The sequence below is a fragment of the Actinomyces haliotis genome, from assembly GCF_015355765.1.
Taxonomy (GTDB): Bacteria; Actinomycetota; Actinomycetes; order Actinomycetales; family Actinomycetaceae; genus Actinomyces; species Actinomyces haliotis.
This window is the reverse complement of sequence record NZ_JACWNA010000004.1, coordinates 54,369-72,613: the sequence shown is the minus strand read 5'-3', so window position 1 is coordinate 72,613 and position 18,245 is coordinate 54,369. Positions and strand designations below refer to the sequence as shown.

Genomic DNA, 18,245 nt, shown 5'->3' with positions numbered 1-18,245 from the left:
GTGAGCGCAGCCGCCAACGCCGCCCGGACACCCGACCCGGCCGTCTCCTACCGCCCCTCCTCGCGCCGAACCGGCCGGCTCTCCGAGGCGCTGCTGCTCGTCGTCGGCATCCTCATCGGGCTGTCCGGATTCGTCCTCACCGCCCTGGACCGGACCGGCTCCTCGCCCGCGCAGATCCTCCAGCTCGGCGGCTCCCTCGTCGTCGTCGCGATCGTCGTGCACCTGTGGGTGCGCCGCACCGCCCCCTGGGCGGACCCCGTCCTTCTGCCGGTGGCCGTCGCCCTCAACGGCATCGGGCTGGCGATGATCCAGCGCCTCGACCTCGCCTACAAGGCCAACGGGCAGACGGACTACGTCGTCGGGGCGAAGCAGGCGATCTGGACGGGGATCGGCGTCGTCCTGTTCTGCGCGGTCCTCGTGCTGCGCGACTACCGGCTCCTGCGGCGCTGGGACCGCTGGGCGATGTGGGGTGGCCTCGCCTTCCTCGTCCTGCCCTTCGTGCCCGGGCTGGGCCGCAACATCAACGGCGCCCGGATCTGGATCCGGCTCGGGCCCATGTCCTTCCAGCCGGCCGAGATGACGAAGGTGCTCCTCGCGATCTTCTTCGCCTCCTACCTCGTCGCCAACCGGGACAACCTGGCGCTCGCCGGTCGGCGGGTCCTCGGCCTCAACCTGCCGCGCGCCCGGCACCTCGTCCCCCTGCTCATCGTGTGGGGCGCGTCCATCCTCGTGCTCGTCGCGCAGAAGGACCTGGGCACCTCGGTGCTGCTCTTCGGGCTCTTCGTCGTCACCCTGTACGTGGCCACCGACCGGCCCAGCTGGCTCATCATCGGCGCCGTCATGTTCCTCCCGGCCGCCTGGTTCGCGGCGACCCACCTCCACCACGTCGCGCAGCGCGTCACCGCCTGGCACGACGCCATGAGTCCCGAGGTCTACAACGCCCCGGGCGGCTCCTGGCAGCTCGTGACGGGCCTGTTCGGCATGGCCTCCGGCGGGATCTTCGGGACCGGCTGGGGCAAGGGCTACCCGAGCCTCGTCACCTTCGCGAACTCCGACTTCATCATCGCCTCGGTGGGTGAGGAGCTGGGCCTCACGGGCACGCTCGCCATCCTCATGCTGTACCTCATCCTCGTCCAGCGGGGTCTGCGCACGGCGATGTCGCTGCGCGACGGCTTCGGCAAGCTGCTCGCCACGGGCCTGTCCTTCACGATCGCGCTGCAGGTCTTCGTCGTCGTCGGCGGCGTCTCGCGCCTCATCCCGCTCACGGGCCTCACAGCGCCCTTCCTCGCCTACGGAGGGTCCTCCCTCGTGGCGAACTGGATCATCCTGGCGCTGCTCGTGCGCCTCTCCGACGCCGCGCGGCGCCCCGCCTCGGCGGCCCCGCGGATCATCGACACGGCGGAGCTGCCCACCTCGATCCGCAAGCAGGTCCTCGACGCCTCCACGCCCGACGCGGCCGAGGACGAGGGGAGCCACGCGTGAACCGCCAGATCCACCAGGTGACCGTCCTCGTCGTCGTCATGTTCCTCGCGCTGGCCGCCTCCCTCACGAGCGTCCAGGGCCTGGCCCGTCCGGCCCTGTGGGAGTCGTCCTCCTCGCAGGGCACCCTCGTGACGGACTCGCGCAACGCCCGGACGGTCTACGCGGAGTACGGCACGGACCGCGGCCCGATCCTCGTCGGCTCGACGGCGATCGCCGACTCCAAGAAGTCGAACGACGCCTACACCTACCTGCGCACCTACTCCAACGGGCCGCTGTACGCGCCCGTCACCGGCTACTTCTCGACGACCTTCGCCTCGATGACGGGTCTGGAGCGCGCCTCCAACTCGGTCCTCAACGGCCAGGACCCGTCCTTGTTCTCCTCGCGCCTCCAGGCCCTCGTCACTGGCTCGAGCCAGGAGGGCGGCGGCCTCCAGCTCACCCTGGACGCGGACGTGCAGCAGGCCGCCTACGCGGCGCTCGGGGACCGCGAGGGCGCCGTCGTCGCCCTCGACCCGTCCACCGGGAAGATCCTGGCCCTGGTGACCTCGCCGTCCTACGACCCCAACGAGATCGCCTCCCACGACTCCGCGACCGCGCAGGCCGCCTGGGACAAGCTGACGCAGGACTCGGCCAAGCCGCTCGTCGACCGGGCCATCGCCGGCGACCTCTACCCGCCGGGCTCCACCTTCAAGATCCTCACCATGGCGGCGGCCCTGCGCACCGGCAAGGCGACGGCGGACACGCAGGTCGCCGCCCCGGACACGCTCACGCTGCCGGGCACGAACCACGCGCTGTCGAACTACGCGGGCGAGTCCTGCGGCAACGGCACCGTCACCCTACGCCAGGCCTTCGAGGAGTCCTGCAACACGCCCTTCGCCCAGCTCGCCATGGACGTCGGCGAGGACCAGCTCGAGAAGGAGGCCTCCGACTGGGGCTTCGGCTCGGACCTGTCGATCCCGCTGACGGTGACACCGTCGACCTTCCCGGCCAACGACTCCCAGGCCCAGACGGCCATGGCCGGCATCGGCCAGGCCTCCGTGCGCGTCACCCCGATGCAGATGGCGATGGTCGCTGAGACGGTGGCCAACGGCGGCAAGCAGATGCAGCCCTACCTCATCGACAAGGTCCTCGACCACGACCTCTCCGTCGTCTCGACGACGACCCCGACGGTGGCGCGCACCCCGATCTCGTCGGACGTGGCCTCGCAGCTGTCGAGCCTCATGCAGGGCGTCGTCAGCGACGGCACGGGCACGACCGCCAAGGTGGCCGGCGTCCAGGTGGCCGGCAAGACGGGCACCGCCGAGACCGGCTCGGACACGGGCGGTCCGGTGACCTGGTTCGTCGGCTTCGCCGGCACGGACGTCTCCAAGCCCACCATCGCGCTCGCCGTCGTCCTCGACGGCGGGGACCAGACCTCCTCGACCGGCACCGGCGGCTCCGTGGCCGGCCCGATCGCGGCCTCCGTCATCGACGCGGCGGTGGACCAGTGACGCCCGAGGAGGGCCTCCGGATCGCCGACCGCTACCGGCTGGACGAGCGCCTCGCCCTGGGCGGCATGGGCGAGGTCTGGCGCGCCCGCGACCTGCACTCCGGCAAGGACGTCGCGGCGAAGATCCTGCGCCCCGAGCTCAACGGGGACGAGATCTTCCTGTCGCGCCTGCGCGCGGAGGCGGCGAACTCCCGCGGCCTGCGCCACCCGAACCTCGCCGTCGTCCTCGACTCCGGGGAGGCGGAGGGCTCCGGCTGGATCATCATGGAGCTCGTTCAGGGTCGGGCGCTCTCCGACGTCCTCGCCGAGCGCGGCACGCTGCCGCCCGCGGAGATCCTCCCGATCATCGCCCAGGTGGCCCGCGCCCTGCAGGTGGTCCACACGGCCGGCGTCGTCCACCGCGACGTCAAGCCCTCCAACATCCTCATGACGGCCGACGGCGTCGCCAAGCTGACGGACTTCGGCATCTCCACCGGCGCGAACCAGCGCCCCATGACGGCCACCGGCATGGTCATGGGCACGGCGCAGTACCTGGCGCCCGAGCAGGCGATGGGCAACATGGCCACGCCGTCCGGGGACCTGTACGCGCTCGGGGTCATCGCCTACGAGGCCCTCGTCGGGCACCGGCCCTTCACGGGCGCGACGCAGGTCGACATCGCCTTCGCGCACGTCAACGACCCTGTCCCGGAGCTTCCGGACTCCGTGCCGCCGGAGGTCCGCCGCGTCGTCATGGACCTCCTCGCCAAGAAGCCGGTGGACCGTCCCTCCTCGGCCCGCGAGGTCGCCCGGAGGATCGACCGGATCCTCGTCCACCTCGAGCAGGACTCCTGGGACCCGCGCAGCCCGCGGAGCTGGTCCGCCACGGGCCGCTCCGTCGCCGCTGCCGGCACCGGGGCCGACGGCGTCGCCCCGCCCGCAGCCGGGAGCGGCAGGGAGGCGACGGCCGGTGCCCCAAGTGCCCGGCCCGCCGGTCCCGTTGCGCGCGCCCGCCGCACCGTCCACCGCCCCGCGCGGGCGGGACGGGCGGCCCGGCCCGTCGGGCGCAGCGCCACCGCCGCAGGCACCGGCCGCGCGCCGTCCACGGCAGGAGCCGTCCCTGGTCGGGCACGCTCCACCGCCTGGCCGCCCGCGGCCCGTCCCACCACTCCGTCCTCCCCCGCACCGCAGCAGCGCCGGGCGCCGGAGCCGTCGCCGGCGGGGCCGGCGCAGCCCGTCGCCACGTCCCGTGCCGCGTCGAGCCGCACGGGCTCGCGCATCGCGACAGCGCCCTCGCGGGCCGTCGGCGCGCCGCAGCCTGCTGGCGTGCGCCGCCGCAGGAACCTGCTCATCGCCCTCGCGGTCGTCCTGCTCGTCGTGCTCGTCGCGGTCGTGGGTACCCTTGCGTCAGCGCACCCGGCGAGCAGCGGCGCCGCTCCCGCCCCGTCCGTCATCCGTTCCGAGGAGGCACTGTGACCGGTCACCCCCAGGTCCTCGCTGGTCGTTACGAGATCCGCGAGACCATCGGACGCGGCGGCATGGCGGAGGTGCACCTCGGCTTCGACACCCGCCTGGGCCGCACGATCGCCATCAAGCTCCTCCGCTCAGACATCGCCGACGACCCGACCTTCCAGGCCCGCTTCCGCCGCGAGGCCCAGAGCGCGGCCGCCCTCAACCACCCCGCCATCGTCGCCGTGTACGACTCGGGCGAGGAGGAGCTGACGCAGCCGGACGGCTCGACGCAGACCGTCCCCTACATCGTCATGGAGTACGTCGAGGGTCACACGGTCCGCGAGCTCCTCGGTGAGGGCGAGGCCGTCCCGATCTCGGAGGCCATCGAGATCACGACGGGCGTCCTGGACGCGCTGGAGTACTCCCACCGGGCGGGCATCGTGCACCGCGACATCAAGCCCGGCAACATCATGCTCACCTCCACGGGCGCCGTGAAGGTGATGGACTTCGGCATCGCGCGCGCCATCGAGGACTCCTCGGCCACGGTCACCCAGACGCAGGCCGTCGTCGGCACCGCCCAGTACCTCTCCCCGGAGCAGGCCCGCGGCGAGGTGGTCGACACCCGCAGCGACCTCTACTCCACCGGCTGCCTCCTCTACGAGCTCCTCACCGGGCAGCCGCCCTTCACGGGAGACTCGGCCGTCTCCATCGCCTACCAGCACGTGCGCGAGATCCCGCGCCCGCCCTCGGCCCTGGCACCGGACGTGCCCGAGCCGCTCGACCGCGTCACCCTCAAGTCCCTCGCCAAGAAGCGTGAGGACCGCTACCAGGACGCCGCCCACATGCGCACCGAGCTCCTGGCCGCGGGCCGCGGGGCCGCCGTCGGCGCCCCCGCGACGGACACGTGGAACCAGCCGACCACCGTCATGGCGGCAGCCGCCGTCCCGAGCGGCTCCTCCCCCGCCCCCGCACCGCCGTCCGCGGGCACGGGCGCGAGCGCGGAGACCGAGGAGGAGCCGGAGCGCAAGCGCCGCTGGTGGCTGTGGGTCCTCATCCTGCTGCTGCTCATCGCCGTCGGAACCGGCATCGGGCTCGCCGCCTCCGGGAAGCTCGGCGGAGGCTCGGGCGGGGCGACCGCCTCGCCGAGCGCGACCGCCGCAGCCGTCCCCGACGTCGCCGGCATGAGCGAGTCCGAGGCGCGCTCCGCCATCGAGGGCGCGGAACTGACCTTCGTGCGCGGCGACGACGTCCAGTCGGACACCGTGGACGAGGGCAAGGCCGTCTCCTCAGAGCCGGGCTCCGGCACCGCCGCCCTGCTCGGCACCGACGTCACCGTCCACTTCTCGGCGGGCTCCTCGACCGTGACCGTCCCCGACGTCGCGGGCAGGTCCCAGGACGACGCGAAGAAGGCGCTCGAGGACGCCGGCCTGTCGGTCGGCAACGCCACCTCCGAGGACTCGACGACGGTCGCCAAGGACGAGGTCATCTCCACCGACCCCGCCTCGGGGACCAAGGTGGACCGTGGCACGACGGTCTCCCTCGTCCTGTCCACCGGCCAGACCACTGTCCCGGACGTCACCGGCAAGTCCCAGGAGGACGCCCGCAAGGCCCTCGAGGACGCCGGCCTGTCGGTCGGCAACGTCACCTACGGCGACTCGTCGCAGGACAAGGACACGGTGGCCTCGACCGACCCGACCTCCGGCACGAAGGCGGACCTCGGCACCGAGGTCTCGATCGTCCTGTCGAACGGACCGTCCGTCCCGGACGTCACCGGCATGACGGAGGAGGACGCGAAGAAGCAGCTGTCGAGCTCCGGGTACACGAACGTCGAGGTCAAGACGACCTCGGTCTCCAGCGAGTCCCAGGACGGCGTCGTCGTGTCCATGTCCCCTGACGCCGGGTCCTCGACCTCGACGTCGAAGACCATCACGATCACGATCGGCTCCTACACCGCGACGACGGCCCCGACCGAGGAGGCGACGTCGGCCAGCACCGCCGCGATCAGCAACGGAAACGGAAACGGCGAGGGCAAGGGAAACGACAACGGGAACGGCTGAGGCCGTCGTCCGGTTCGTCCCAGCACGAGAACGGCTCCGACCCCGCGAGGGGGTCGGAGCCGTTCTCCGTGGGGCGGCGCGGGACCCGGCAGGCGGGCAGGGCCGGGCACGCGGCCCGCGCGGCACCGAGCCCGACGAGGCCCGGAAGCCTGTCAGACCGTGGCCTCGCCCGACAGGTTGAAGGCCTCGTTGGCCCAGGGGAAGACCACCTGGAAGAGCAGCAGGACGACCGCCGCGGTGAGCACGAGGGCCTCGATCACCTTGAGCCAGGTGGGGCCCGGAAGGTGACGCCAGATCCATGCGTACACGTCAGTTCACCTCGGGGTCGTTGAGGACGGACTCGGGACGTCCCTCGGAGCGGGGCATCCAGTAGGAGAACTTCGCCCAGGTGACCCAGCGGTGGTCGTTGCCCCACTCACCGGTGGTGAGCGAGTGGCAGGTCGTCAGGGTGAGGTAGCGGTCCGTGGGAGTCTTACCGGGCTCGTTGGGCACGGGGTCGATGACGTCGACGTCCGTGGGCTCGACGATGTCGTGGCCGGTGACCGTGTAGACGTACCAGGTGTCCTTCGTGGCGACGACGATCTCGTCGCCCTTCTCGAGCAGGTCGATGCGTCGGAAGGAGTTGCCGTTGGTACGGCGGTGACCCGCGAGCGCGAAGTTGCCCACCTCGCCGACCTGCTGGGTGTCCTCGTAGTGGCCGGCCGCGGCCTGGTCGAGGACGTCGGAGCTTGTGCCCTCGAGGATCGGCATGTTGTTGTTGGTCTTGCCGTACCACTTGGGGACGATGAGCATGCCGATCGTCTGGCCGTGGCCGACCTGGGCGACCTCCGGCGGGGCGTCGGTGTGCTTGGTGCCGACCTTGTTCGGGGAGTCGGTCTGGGTCTGCTCGAAGGTGGTGGTGGCGGCCTCGGCCTTCGACCCGGCGGCGATACCGGTCCACCACAGCTGCCACACGAGGAAGAGGGCGACGACGAGGCCGGCGGTGATGAGCAGCTCGCCCAGCGCCGACAGGGCGACGTCGAGCGGTTTCCTGCGCCGCGGTCCTCTGCTCTCGCTGCGTCGTGACGCCATGGTTCTCCTCGTCCTGCCCGTGCGCGCCCGTCGGTGCGTCGCGGGTCAGTGTAGGTGGCGGCGGGTCCGCTTCCCAGGGGCAGGAGCACACAGGAGGGTCACGGATCCGTCTCCTCCCATGCCCTAGGCTAGGCGGCAGTCCAGTCCCGCGAGCCGTTGCTCGCCCGCCCATGAGGAGACCCCGTGGCCATCGCCTTCCGCCGCTCGTCCAAGGACGACTCCGCCTCCGGCAAGTCCGGCACGAAGGCCTCCCGCTCCGGCAACCCGGCGAAGGCCGCCGCCGCGGAGCGAGAGAGGATCGAGGAGTCCCGCGCCCAGGCCAACCGCGTCTCCCGCACCCCGCAGAAGGTCAAGGAGACGGGCAGCCCCCGCTGGTACGCGCCGACCATGGTCGCCCTCATGGTCATCGGCCTGCTCTGGGTCGTCGTCACCTACCTCTTCAAGGGCGAGTACCCGATCCCCTACTTCGTCGAGCACCACGCCTCTGACCTGCTGGTCAACGGCAACCTCTACATCGGCTTCATCATCATGATGCTCGGCTTCCTGGGCCTGCTGCGCTGGAAGTGAGCCCCCACCCGCGGTGAGCGCGGGCCCCGACGCGCCACGGCGCCCGTCCCTCGTCAGGGGCGGGCGCCGTCGTCGTGGCGGGTGACGGAGGCGTCCCGCGGGGCGCGTCACCGCGCGGTCGCCTCCGGTCAGACCTGGACTCGGTCCGGGTGGGAGCCGAAGCGCTGGTCGCGCTCGAGGCCGTCGAGCCGGCCGAGCTGCTCGGGGCTGAGGGTCACGTCAACGGAGGCGGCGTTGACGGCGAGCCGATCGCGGTGCGTGGACTTCGGGATGACGACGAGCCCGTGAGCGAGGTGCCAGGCGATGACGACCTGCGCGGCGCTCGCCCCGGCCTCCTCGGCGACGTCGGTGATGACCGGGTCCGTGAGGAGGTGCCCGCGGCCGAGCGGGGACCAGGACTCGGTAACGATCCCGAGCTCCTCGTGGACGGCGCGCACCTCGCGCTGCTGGAGGTAGGGGTGGAGCTCGACCTGGTTGACGGCGGGGACGACGCCGGTCGCGTCCACGATGCGGCGCAGGTGCTCGGCCTGAAAGTTGGAGACGCCGATGGCGCGCACGCGCCCGGTGCCGAGGATCTCGATCATGGTGCGCCAGGTGTCGACGAGGTCGATGCCCTGGGACTCGGCGAGCGGCCAGTGGACGAGGAAGAGGTCGAGCACGTCCAGGCGCAGGTCGGTCATGGTGCGCTCGAAGCTGGCGAGGGCGTCGTCGCGTCGGTGGTTAGGATTGTTGAGCTTGGACGTGACCCACAGGTCGGCGCGCTGGAGCCCGGACTCGGCGAGCGCCTGGCCCACGCCGTCCTCGTTGCCGTACATCTGGGCGGTGTCGACGTGCCGGTACCCGACGTCGAGGCCCTCGGCGACGACGCGCCGCGCCTCGTCCGGGTCGACCTTGTAGGTGCCCAGGCCCAGCTGGGGAACGGCGACGACGCCGGTCCCCTCCCCGGTGCCGTGCGCGAGGGTGATGAGGGGACTGTCGATCGCGGTACTCATGCTCCCAGGCTATCGACGCCGCACGCGGGAGAGCGGAGCAACTGGGCCGTCGGGCCGCCCGGGACGTGGCGGGGCCCCCGCACCGTGCGGTGCGGGGGCCCCGGTCAGCGCGCGGGCTGATCAGATCTCAGGCTCGGACGGGAAGGGGGCCTCCTCGTCGTCCTTCTTCTCGGCGACCTTGGCCTTGGCCTGGTCCGCGACCTCGGCGGCCTTCTCCTTGGCCTGGCCGGCGACCTCGGCCGCCTTGTCCTTGACCTCGGCGGCCTTGACCTGGGCGAGCTCGGCGGCGTCGGTGGCCTTGGCCTTGAGGTTGTCCACCGTGGACGGGGTGGAGGCGGTGTCCGAGGTGGAGTCGGCCCAGTACTCCTCGGCCCACGGGTCCTCGACGGGCTGGCTGCGGCGCCACACGACGTAGGCACCACCGGCGGCGGCGCCGGCGACGGTGAGCCAGCCGAGGCACTTGAGGAAGCGGTGCTGCTTGCGCGGCGAGGGCAGGTCCACGGCGGCCTTCTTGGCGGCGACGGCGGCGCGCTCGGCGCGCTCGGTCACGGTGCCGGGGGTCTTCGCGGCGGCCTGGGCGGCGACTGCGGCGCGCTGGGCGCGGGGGTAGTAGTCCTCCGTGACGCGGGCGCGGTACTCCTCGTAGGCGGGCTCGAGGCGGGACTGCGCGTCCTTGGCGTAGCGGGCGGCCTCGTCGCGGGCGCGGTCGACGCGGGGCGAGAGCCACTCAGCGGCGCGGCCGGCCTGCTCGGCGACGGTCTCGACGAGGCTGGCGCCCTCCTCGCGAATCTGGTCGGTGTCGATCTTCTTGTCGATGGTCTTGCAAAGGCTCATCTGCTCTACTCCCTGGTCAGGACGTGGACGTCTTCCACTGCGGGCTGGGGTTCATGGTCGCACTGTTGCCCAGGCCACGCCCAATGATCCCAGGGCCGTTTTGCCTGGGGTGAACACTCGGTCACACGGACGAGCCTCCCTGCTGCTCAGGGCGCCGCCGTGCGACGATGACGCCCATGGAAGCGACACTGCACACCACCCTCGGCGACATCCGCCTCGAGCTCTTCGCGGAGCAGGCTCCCGAGACCGTCTCCAACTTCGTGGGCCTGGCCACCGGTGACAAGACCTGGACCGACCCCCGTACCGGCGAGCAGAGCAACGAGCCTCTCTACGACAACGTCATCTTCCACCGCGTCATCCCCGGCTTCATGATCCAGGGCGGTGACCCGCTCGGCACCGGCACCGGCGGCCCGGGCTACGTCTTCGACGACGAGATCGACTCCTCCCTCACCTTCACGGCTCCGTACGTGCTGGCCATGGCGAACGCCGGCCGTCGCCTGGGCAAGGGCACGAACGGCTCCCAGTTCTTCATCACCACCGCTCCCACCGAGTGGCTGCAGGGCAAGCACACCATCTTCGGCGCCGTCGCCGACGACGAGTCCCGCAAGGTCGTCGACGCGATCTCTGCCGTCGCCACCGACCCGCGCGACCGTCCGCTCCAGGACGTCGTCATCACCTCGGTCGACGTCTCCGAGTGAGCCACCCCCGCCGGCGCGGCTGAGCGGGCTCCGGGCCCGCGGCCGTGCCGGCCCCCACGCTGACGACGCCGTCGGACCGACTCCGGTCCGGCGGCGTCCTCCGTACCCACGCGAGGAGCCCCGATGAGCCAGTCCCAGCCGGTCGCCGACGACGGACAGCCCCCTGTCTGCCCGAGGCACCCCGATCGCGTCTCCTACGTGCGCTGCCAGCGCTGCGAACGACCGGTGTGCCCGGAGTGCCAGGTCGCCAGCTCGGTCGGCGTCCACTGCGTCGACTGCGCCCGCGAGTCGGCGGGGAGGCGCCGTGGCGCGCGCACGCTCCTGGGAGGGACGGCCGTCGCGGACGCGACGGTGACGAGGGTGCTCATCGTCGCCTGCGTCGCCGTCTACCTCGCCCAGCGGCTCGTGCCGTCCGTGACCGGCGACCTGGCGATGGTGCCGGGCCTCACCGCCTCGCAGCCGTGGCGTCTGCTGACGACCGCCTTCCTGCACGCGTCCCTCATGCACCTGGCCCTCAACATGTGGGCCCTGTGGGTGTGCGGCACCGTCCTCGAGCCCGTGCTCGGACGCTGGCGCTACTGCGTCCTGTACCTGCTGTCGGCCCTGGGAGGCTCGACGGCGATCCTGTGCCTGGCGGACCCGAGCGGGGACTCGTGGTGGACGGCGACGGTGGGTGCCTCGGGCGCGGTCTTCGGCCTCTTCGGGGCCATGTTCGTCATCCAGCACCGCTTCGGTCGCGACACCTCCGCGATCCTCGGGCTCCTGGCGGTCAACCTCCTCATCTCCTTCCTGGGCTCGGGGATCTCCTGGCAGGGGCACTTGGGCGGCCTGGTCACGGGCGCCCTGGTCGCGAGCCTGTACGCGTGGGCCCCACGGGAGCGTCGCACCTCGGCGGGCGTCTGGGGGTCCGTCGGCATCGGTGTCGTCCTGGTGGCCGGCTGCGTCCTGCGCCTGCTCCTGTGACCTGGGGCCGTCGGCTCCCCGGTCCCTCGAGCAGCCCACCACGGACCCCATCGGCACGCCCCGCACCTGCCAGGTGCGGGGCGTTGTCGTGCCGCTGCCGACGATAACCGAACGGTTATCCACAGGGTTACGCCACCATGTGGAGACTGGGGAAGCACACGGGTGTCATTGCTCCACACCTGTGCACACGGCTGTGGAACAACACGGCTGTCATTCTCCACAGCACGGTCCACAGATGGGGAGAAGCACTGGTACCGAGCCCCGCCGTCTCCCCATCGATGACCCACACCCTGGGGAGTCCCGACGTCCACCGCTGTGCGCCGGCAGCCGCCTCTCTTGTGGTTTCAGACAGTGGGACAGCGACGATCGGCTCCGGAATGACACCGCTGTTAGAACACGGCTCACGTGTGCCCCACCCGGTCCTCCCACCGGCCTTTCATCTCCTGCCCGAGGCGCCTTCGGCACTGAGCGGATCGCCCCGCAGCCTCCTGCGCCCGCCCGAGCACGGCGAAGGGGCCCGGCACGTGCGTGCCGGGCCCCTTCGGGCTCTGTGAGAGCTGGTGGAGCCAACGGGACTCGAACCCGTAACCCCCTGCTTGCAAAGCAGGTGCGCTACCAATTGCGCCATGGCCCCTCGTGACCGCCGTGCGGTCGGGGTGTCAGTCGACCGGGTCGCTGACCTCGGACCATCCGGCCCGCTCCACGCGGGTCGCCTCGAGCCTCAGCCACACGGTGTAGCCGATCACGCCCAGGAACGAGAAAACCGCGGCTGCGACGGTGGGACGGTTCCTCATCCGAAACCTCCTCGTGACAACCGCGGGATGGTAGTGGGCCTAGCTGGACTCGAACCAGCGACCTCATCCTTATCAGGGATGCGCTCTAACCAACTGAGCTATAGGCCCGTGCGACGCGGAAGAGAGTAACCCACCGCGTCCTGGCGGACAAAATCAGATCACTCGTCCGCCAGTGTGAGATGAATCCCGCCGACGAGTCGCGCGGTGATGTTGTAGAGGAAGGCCCCGATCGTGGCGAGCGCCGTCGTCAGGATGATGTTGACGACCGCGATGATCGTGGCCATCGAGATGGCACGGGAGAACTTCATGTACTCGAGCAGCGCCGTGAAGGCGTTGGACGAGGTGTCCATGAAGATGCTGACGAGGTCCTCGATCGTGGAGAACACGTGCATGGCGTCGAGCATGAACCACACGAAAGCCGCAGCCACGACCACCATGATGCCCATCGCCACGGACAGCAGGAAGGCCACCTTCATGACGGAGAAGGGGTTGACCCGCGTCAGCGCGAGGCGGACGCGGCGGGGGCCGGAGACCGTCTTCTTCTTGGCGGGCTTCTTCACGGCCTGCTTGCCGCCGGAGGGGGCAGCGACCTCGGTGGAGCCCGTCGCGCTGGCGTCAGCGGACGCAGTGCTCGCGTCGGGGCTCTTCGTGCCCTCGGGCGGGAAGGATGCCGGCTGGCTCATGCCTGTGCCTCACTCTCGTCGTCGTCGCTCAACGCTACCGCGTCAGCGACCTCATCCGCGGAAGGGGCCGCGGTGTCACCCGACGCGCCGGAGCCCGAGGGCACCTCCCCGGTCGCCTCGATGACGGCGGCGGCGGAGGACTCCTCCGCAGGGGCCTCGTCGCCGTCGAGCTCGCGCTCGGCGTTCCGGGCCACGGCAAGGATGCGGTCGCCCTTGTCGGGCTTGGCGAAGGTCACGCCCTGGGTGGTGCGCCCGGTGCGGGAGACCTCGTCCACCGCGGAGCGGACCACCTTGCCGGAGGCCATGATGCACATGACCTCGTCCCCCGGCTCGGTGACCAGCGCGCCGACCAGCTCGCCGCGCTCCTCGACGAGGTTCGCGACCTTGACGCCGAGGCCGCCGCGGCCCTTGACCGGGTAGTCCTGGACGTTGGTGCGCTTGGCGTAGCCGCCCTCGGTGACGACGAAGAGGTCGGCGTTCTCCCAGGACGGATCGACGACGTCCATCGCGAGGAGGGAGTCGTCGCCGCGGAAGCGCATGCCGGTGACGCCGCTCGTGGCGCGGCCGGTGGGGCGCAGCACCTCGTCGGAGGCGCGGAAGCGGACCGACTGGCCACCGCGCGAGACGAGGAGCAGGTCCTGACCCTCGGACAGCAGACGGGCGGAGACGAGCTCGTCGGGCACGCCGTCCTCGTCCTCGCGCAGGTTGATGGCGATGACGCCGCCGGAGCGGTTGGAGTCGTACTCGGACAGGCGGGTCTTCTTCACGAGGCCCCGGCGCGTGGCCAGGACCAGGTAGTCGGCCTGCTCGTAGTCCTTGAGCTCCATGATCTGGGCGATCTTTTCGCCCGGCTGGAAGGCGAGCAGGTTGGCGACGTGCTGGCCCTTGGCGTCGCGGCCGCCCTCGGGCAGCTCATAGGCCTTGGCGCGGTAGACGCGGCCGAGGTTGGTGAAGAACAGCAGCCAGTGGTGCGTCGTCGTCACGAAGAAGTGGTCGACGACGTCGTCCTCGCGCAGCGCGGCGCCGCGCACGCCCTTGCCGCCGCGGTGCTGGGAGCGGTACTGGTCCGTGCGGGTGCGCTTGGCGTAGCCGGAGTGCGTGATGGTGACCGCGACCTCCTCCTCAGGAATGAGGTCCTCCATGCTCATCTCGCCGTCGAAGGGCACGATGCGCGTACGGCGGTCGTCACCGTACTTGTCCACGATCTCGCCGAGCTCGTCGGAGACGATGCCGCGCTGGCGCTCGGGGCTGGCGATGATGTCCTTGAGGTCGGCGACGCGCGCGTGGAGCTCGTCGGCCTCCTGCTGGATCTTGAGGCGCTCGAGGGCGGCCAGGCGACGCAGCTGGAGGGAGAGGATCGCCTCGGCCTGAGCCTCGTCGACGCCCAGCAGGCCCATGAGGCCGGTGCGGGCCTCCTCCGTGGTGGGCGAGCGGCGGATGAGGGCGATGACGGCGTCGAGCGCGTCGATGGCCTTGAGGAGACCCTCGAGGATGTGGAGGCGCTCCTCGGCCTTGCGCAGGCGGAACTGCGAGCGCCGGATGATGACGTCGATCTGGTGGTTGACCCAGTGGCGCACGAAGCCGTCGAGGCTGAGGGTGCGCGGGACGCCGTCGACGAGGGCCAGCATGTTGGCCGGGAAGTTGTCCTGCAGCTGGGTGCGCTTGTACAGGTTGTTGAGGACGACCTTGGCGACGGCGTCGCGCTTGAGGACGATGACGAGCCGCTGGCCGGTGCGGCCGGAGGTCTCGTCGCGGATGTCGGCGATGCCTCCGACCTGGCCGTCGCGGACGAGCTGGGCGATCTTGTCCGCGAGGTTGTCCGGGTTCACCTGGTAGGGCAGCTCGGTGACGACGAGGCACTGGCGACCCTGGATCTCCTCGACGTTGACGACGGCTCGCTGCGTGATGGAGCCGCGCCCGGTGCGGTACGCGTCCTCGATGCCGCGGCGGCCCAGGATGGTGGCACCCGTGGGGAAGTCGGGTCCGGGGATGCGCTGGATGAGGGCCTCGAGGAGCTCCTCGCGGCTGGCCTCGGGGTGCTCGAGGAACCACTGCACGCCGTTGGCGACCTCGCGCAGGTTGTGCGGGGGGACGCGCGTCGCCATGCCGACGGCGATGCCCTCGGAGCCGTTGACGAGGAGGTTCGGGAAGCGGGCCGGGAGGATGACCGGCTCCTGGTTCTTCCCGTCGTAGTTGTCCTGGAAGTCGACGCTCTCCTCGTCGATGTCCCGGACCATCTCCATGGCGAGGGGGGCCATCTTGCACTCCGTGTACCGGGGTGCGGCCGGGCCCAGGTTGCCGGGGGTGCCGAAGTTGCCCTGGCCGGCGACGAGCGGGTAGCGAAGTGACCACCACTGGACGAGGCGGGCGAGCGCGTCGTAGATCGCCGAGTCGCCGTGGGGGTGGTAGTTGCCCATGACCTCGCCGACGACGCGGGAGGACTTGGAGAAGGAGGCGGTCGGGCGGTAACCGCCGTCGTACATGGCGTAGAGGACGCGGCGGTGGACGGGCTTGAGGCCGTCGCGCACGTCGGGCAGGGCTCGACCGACGATGACGCTCATCGCGTAGTCGAGGTAGGAGCGCTGCATCTCCATCTGGAGGTCGACCGGCTGGACGCGGTCGTGCTGGGGCTCCTCGGTGGGGGTCGTGGTGAGGTCGTCGCTCACGGGTGTCCTTTGCGTGTCCGGGGGAGGGATACGGGCTCAGCGACGGTGAGGAGCAAGTTCGTGACACTGTGTCATGTACTCGTCCGTCCCGTGCTTGGCTCGCGTCAGATGTCGAGGAAGCGCACGTCTGCGGCGTTGCGCTGGATGAAGGAACGACGCTGCTCGACGTCGTCCCCCATGAGGATCGCGAAGGTCTCGTCGGCGTCGGCCGCCTCGTCGAGGGTCACCTTCTTGAGGATGCGGGCCGAGGGGTCCATGGTCGTCTCCCACAGCTCGTGGTCGTTCATCTCGCCGAGGCCCTTGTAGCGCTGGATGCCGCCCTCCTTGGGCAGGCGGTGCCCGGCCTCGCGGCCGGCGGCGAGGAGCTGGTCGCGCTCGGCGTCGGAGTAGGCGAACTGGTGCTCGGAGTTGGACCACTTGAGGCGGTACAGCGGAGGCATCGCGATGTAGGTGTGACCCTGCTCGATGAGCGGGCGCATGTAGCGGAACAGGAGCGTCAGCAGCAGCGTCGCGATGTGCTGGCCGTCGACGTCGGCGTCCGCCATGATGACGATCTTGCCGTAGCGGAGCTTGGAGAGGTCGAAGTCCTCGCCGATGCCCGTGCCGAAGGCGGTGATGAGGGAGCGGATCGTGTCGGAGGACAGCGCCCGGTCCAGGCGGGCCTTCTCGACGTTGAGGATCTTGCCTCGGATCGGCATGATCGCCTGGTGCTCGGGGTCGCGGCCGCCGACGGCGGAGCCGCCTGCGGAGTCGCCCTCGACGATGAAGATCTCGCACTCCTCGGCGTTGCGGCTCGAGCAGTCGCGGAGCTTGCCGGGCATCGAGGCGGACTCGAGGACGCCCTTGCGCCGCGTGGCCTCGCGGGCCTTGCGAGCGGCCATGCGAGCCGCCGCGGCCTGGCCGGCCTTCTGGATGATCGACTTGGCGTCAGCCGGGTGGGAGTCGAGCCAGTCGCCGAGGCGCTCGTAGACGACCTGCTGGACGAAGGTGCGGGCCTCGGTGTTGCCGAGCTTGGTCTTGGTCTGCCCCTCGAACTGCGGCTCGGAGAGCTTGACGGAGATGACGGCGGTGAGCCCCTCGCGGATGTCGTCACCCGTGAGGTTGTCGTCCTTGTCCTTGATGAGGCCCTTCTCGCGGCCGTACTTGTTGATGAGGGTGGTCAGGGCCGTGCGGAAGCCCTCCTCGTGGGTGCCGCCCTCGGTCGTGTTGATCGTGTTGGCGTAGGTGTGCACGGACTCGGAGTAGGCGCTCGTCCACTGCATCGCGATCTCGAGGCTGATGCCGCGGGTCTCGTCGAGCATGCGCTCGGCCTCGAAGTCGATGATCTCGGGGTGGACCAGGTCGACCTTCTTGGACTTGTTGAGGAACTCGACGTAGTCGCGCAGACCGTGCTCGTAGCAGTAGGTGACGGTGCGGTGCGTCGGGAGGCCCTCGTCGGTCCCGGGGGCCTCGGCGGCGTCGGTCCCCGTGATCTCGTCGCCCTCCTCGGTGTGGCCCTCGCGCTCGTCGGTGAGCGTGATGCGCAGGCCCTTGTTGAGGAAGGCCATCTGCTGGAAGCGGCGGCGCAGGGTCTCGTAGTCGAAGACGACGGTCTCGAAGATTGCCGGGTCCGGGTAGAAGGTCTGGGTCGTGCCGGTCTCGTCCGTCTCCTCTCCCATGACCAGAGCGGTCCTGGGGTGTCCGCCGTCGCCGAAGCTCATGCGCCAGACGTGGCCCTGACGGCGGATCTCGGTGTCAACGCGCGTGGACAGGGCGTTGACGACGGAGATGCCGACGCCGTGCAGGCCGCCGGAGACGGCGTATCCGCCGCCGCCGAACTTGCCGCCGGCGTGGAGGATCGTCATGACGACCTCGACGGTCGGCTTGTGCTCGGTGGGGTGCTCGTCGACCGGGATGCCGCGGCCGTTGTCGACGACCTTGATGCCGCCGTCGGCCTGGATGGTGACCTCGATGTGGTCGCAGAAGCCGGCGAGGGCCTCGTCCACGGCGTTGTCGACGACCTCGTAGACGAGGTGGTGCAGGCCGCGCTCACCGGTGGAGCCGATGTACATGCCGGGTCGCTTGCGGACGGCCTCGAGTCCCTCGAGGACGGTGATGTCGCTGGCGCCGTAGTCGCTGGAGCCCTGGCCGACGTGCGACTCGCTCTCGGGCTGCTCGGGCACCGCCGGCGCCGGGGTCTCGGTGGGGGCGGGGGCCGTGGTGGTCGAGTCGTCGTTCACCGTGGCGTCCTGGTCAGACACGTGTCAGCTGCTCCTCGTTGTGTGCGCGCCGAGGAGCGGGGCTCCCTGGCGGACGGCGTCGGGTGCGTCTCCTGCACCGCGTCATCCGGTCACGAGCGATCGCGGACCCATGACGGCTGCTCCGGGGCGGGACCAGCTCGGCAGTAGGTGGGTACCTGCGAAAGGCCCGAGGCGCACCATGGGCGGTTTCACGGCATTCTATCGTGTCCGACCCCCTCATCGGACGTTCGGCCCGCCCCGCGGTGAGTGTCGGACGTCACCGTCGGAGGACCTCTCCGGCT

The 18,245-nt window shown here is 70.8% G+C and carries 15 protein-coding genes and 2 tRNA genes; 7 read left to right on the top strand and 10 right to left on the bottom strand.

The genetic code is table 11. From position 1 onward, the window contains the following. Genes IXW69_RS03550 through pknB form a run of 4 tightly spaced genes read left to right on the top strand, consistent with a single transcriptional unit; the run spans window position 1 to window position 6,456 of the window. Window positions 1-1,482, top strand: a complete 1,482-nt coding sequence (locus IXW69_RS03550) for an FtsW/RodA/SpoVE family cell cycle protein (RefSeq protein ID WP_194785001.1) — start codon at window positions 1-3, stop codon at window positions 1,480-1,482. Further along, window positions 1,479-2,972 (top strand): peptidoglycan D,D-transpeptidase FtsI family protein, encoded by a 1,494-nt coding sequence (locus IXW69_RS03545; protein ID WP_194785000.1) that lies wholly within the window; start codon window positions 1,479-1,481, stop codon window positions 2,970-2,972. The genes IXW69_RS03550 and IXW69_RS03545 overlap by 4 nt, the downstream gene beginning before the upstream one ends. Then, entirely contained in the window at window positions 2,969-4,423 is a 1,455-nt protein-coding gene (locus IXW69_RS03540; protein WP_194784999.1) for a serine/threonine-protein kinase, read from the top strand. Before IXW69_RS03545 ends, IXW69_RS03540 begins: the two co-directional genes overlap by 4 nt. After that, window positions 4,420-6,456: a Stk1 family PASTA domain-containing Ser/Thr kinase gene (gene pknB, locus IXW69_RS03535; protein ID WP_194784998.1), complete on the top strand. Its 2,037-nt coding sequence runs from the start codon at window positions 4,420-4,422 to the stop codon at window positions 6,454-6,456. The genes IXW69_RS03540 and pknB overlap by 4 nt, the downstream gene beginning before the upstream one ends. A gap of 152 nt (window positions 6,457-6,608) precedes the next feature. On the opposite strand, the gene IXW69_RS03530 is transcribed toward pknB, so the two are convergent. Further along, on the bottom strand, window positions 6,609-6,764 hold the full coding sequence (locus IXW69_RS03530; protein ID WP_194784997.1) for a hypothetical protein: 156 nt from the start codon (window positions 6,762-6,764) through the stop codon (window positions 6,609-6,611). A gap of 1 nt (window position 6,765) precedes the next feature. Then, the gene (locus IXW69_RS03525) at window positions 6,766-7,527 is read right to left on the bottom strand and encodes a class E sortase (protein WP_194784996.1); all 762 of its coding nucleotides are present in this window, start codon (window positions 7,525-7,527) and stop codon (window positions 6,766-6,768) included. A gap of 183 nt (window positions 7,528-7,710) precedes the next feature. On the opposite strand from IXW69_RS03525, the gene IXW69_RS11985 reads away from it, so the two are divergent. Further along, window positions 7,711-8,094, top strand: a complete 384-nt coding sequence (locus tag IXW69_RS11985; protein ID WP_323745151.1) for a cell division protein CrgA — start codon at window positions 7,711-7,713, stop codon at window positions 8,092-8,094. Between the two features lie 128 nt (window positions 8,095-8,222). On the opposite strand, the gene IXW69_RS03515 is transcribed toward IXW69_RS11985, so the two are convergent. Both IXW69_RS03515 and IXW69_RS03510 read right to left on the bottom strand, forming a co-directional pair. Beyond that, the gene (locus tag IXW69_RS03515) at window positions 8,223-9,086 is read right to left on the bottom strand and encodes an aldo/keto reductase (RefSeq protein ID WP_194784995.1); all 864 of its coding nucleotides are present in this window, start codon (window positions 9,084-9,086) and stop codon (window positions 8,223-8,225) included. A gap of 120 nt (window positions 9,087-9,206) precedes the next feature. Further along, window positions 9,207-9,920 (bottom strand): YtxH domain-containing protein, encoded by a 714-nt coding sequence (locus IXW69_RS03510; RefSeq protein ID WP_228524670.1) that lies wholly within the window; start codon window positions 9,918-9,920, stop codon window positions 9,207-9,209. Between the two features lie 176 nt (window positions 9,921-10,096). Between IXW69_RS03510 and IXW69_RS03505 the strand changes: the two genes are divergently transcribed. Both IXW69_RS03505 and IXW69_RS03500 read left to right on the top strand, forming a co-directional pair. After that, window positions 10,097-10,618, top strand: coding sequence for a peptidylprolyl isomerase (locus tag IXW69_RS03505; RefSeq protein ID WP_194784994.1), 522 nt, complete (start codon window positions 10,097-10,099; stop codon window positions 10,616-10,618). A gap of 123 nt (window positions 10,619-10,741) precedes the next feature. Beyond that, window positions 10,742-11,581, top strand: coding sequence for a rhomboid family intramembrane serine protease (locus IXW69_RS03500; RefSeq protein ID WP_194784993.1), 840 nt, complete (start codon window positions 10,742-10,744; stop codon window positions 11,579-11,581). 558 nt (window positions 11,582-12,139) lie between these two features. Here IXW69_RS03500 and IXW69_RS03495 read toward each other — a convergent pair. From IXW69_RS03495 to gyrB, 6 genes are all read right to left on the bottom strand, one after another. Beyond that, window positions 12,140-12,215: transfer RNA gene (locus tag IXW69_RS03495), tRNA-Ala, on the bottom strand. 25 nt (window positions 12,216-12,240) lie between these two features. Continuing rightward, window positions 12,241-12,375, bottom strand: coding sequence for a hypothetical protein (locus IXW69_RS11865; RefSeq protein ID WP_267240539.1), 135 nt, complete (start codon window positions 12,373-12,375; stop codon window positions 12,241-12,243). A gap of 34 nt (window positions 12,376-12,409) precedes the next feature. Further along, window positions 12,410-12,483: transfer RNA gene (locus IXW69_RS03490), tRNA-Ile, on the bottom strand. A gap of 50 nt (window positions 12,484-12,533) precedes the next feature. Next, on the bottom strand, window positions 12,534-13,058 hold the full coding sequence (locus tag IXW69_RS03485) for a DUF3566 domain-containing protein (RefSeq protein ID WP_194784992.1): 525 nt from the start codon (window positions 13,056-13,058) through the stop codon (window positions 12,534-12,536). Next, entirely contained in the window at window positions 13,055-15,724 is a 2,670-nt protein-coding gene (gene gyrA / locus IXW69_RS03480) for a DNA gyrase subunit A (RefSeq protein WP_194784991.1), read from the bottom strand. Before gyrA ends, IXW69_RS03485 begins: the two co-directional genes overlap by 4 nt. Window positions 15,725-15,828: 104 nt before the next feature. Further along, complete coding sequence (gene gyrB / locus IXW69_RS03475) at window positions 15,829-17,886, bottom strand: DNA topoisomerase (ATP-hydrolyzing) subunit B (RefSeq protein ID WP_194785054.1); 2,058 nt, start codon at window positions 17,884-17,886, stop codon at window positions 15,829-15,831. Between the last annotated feature and the right edge of the window lie 359 nt (window positions 17,887-18,245).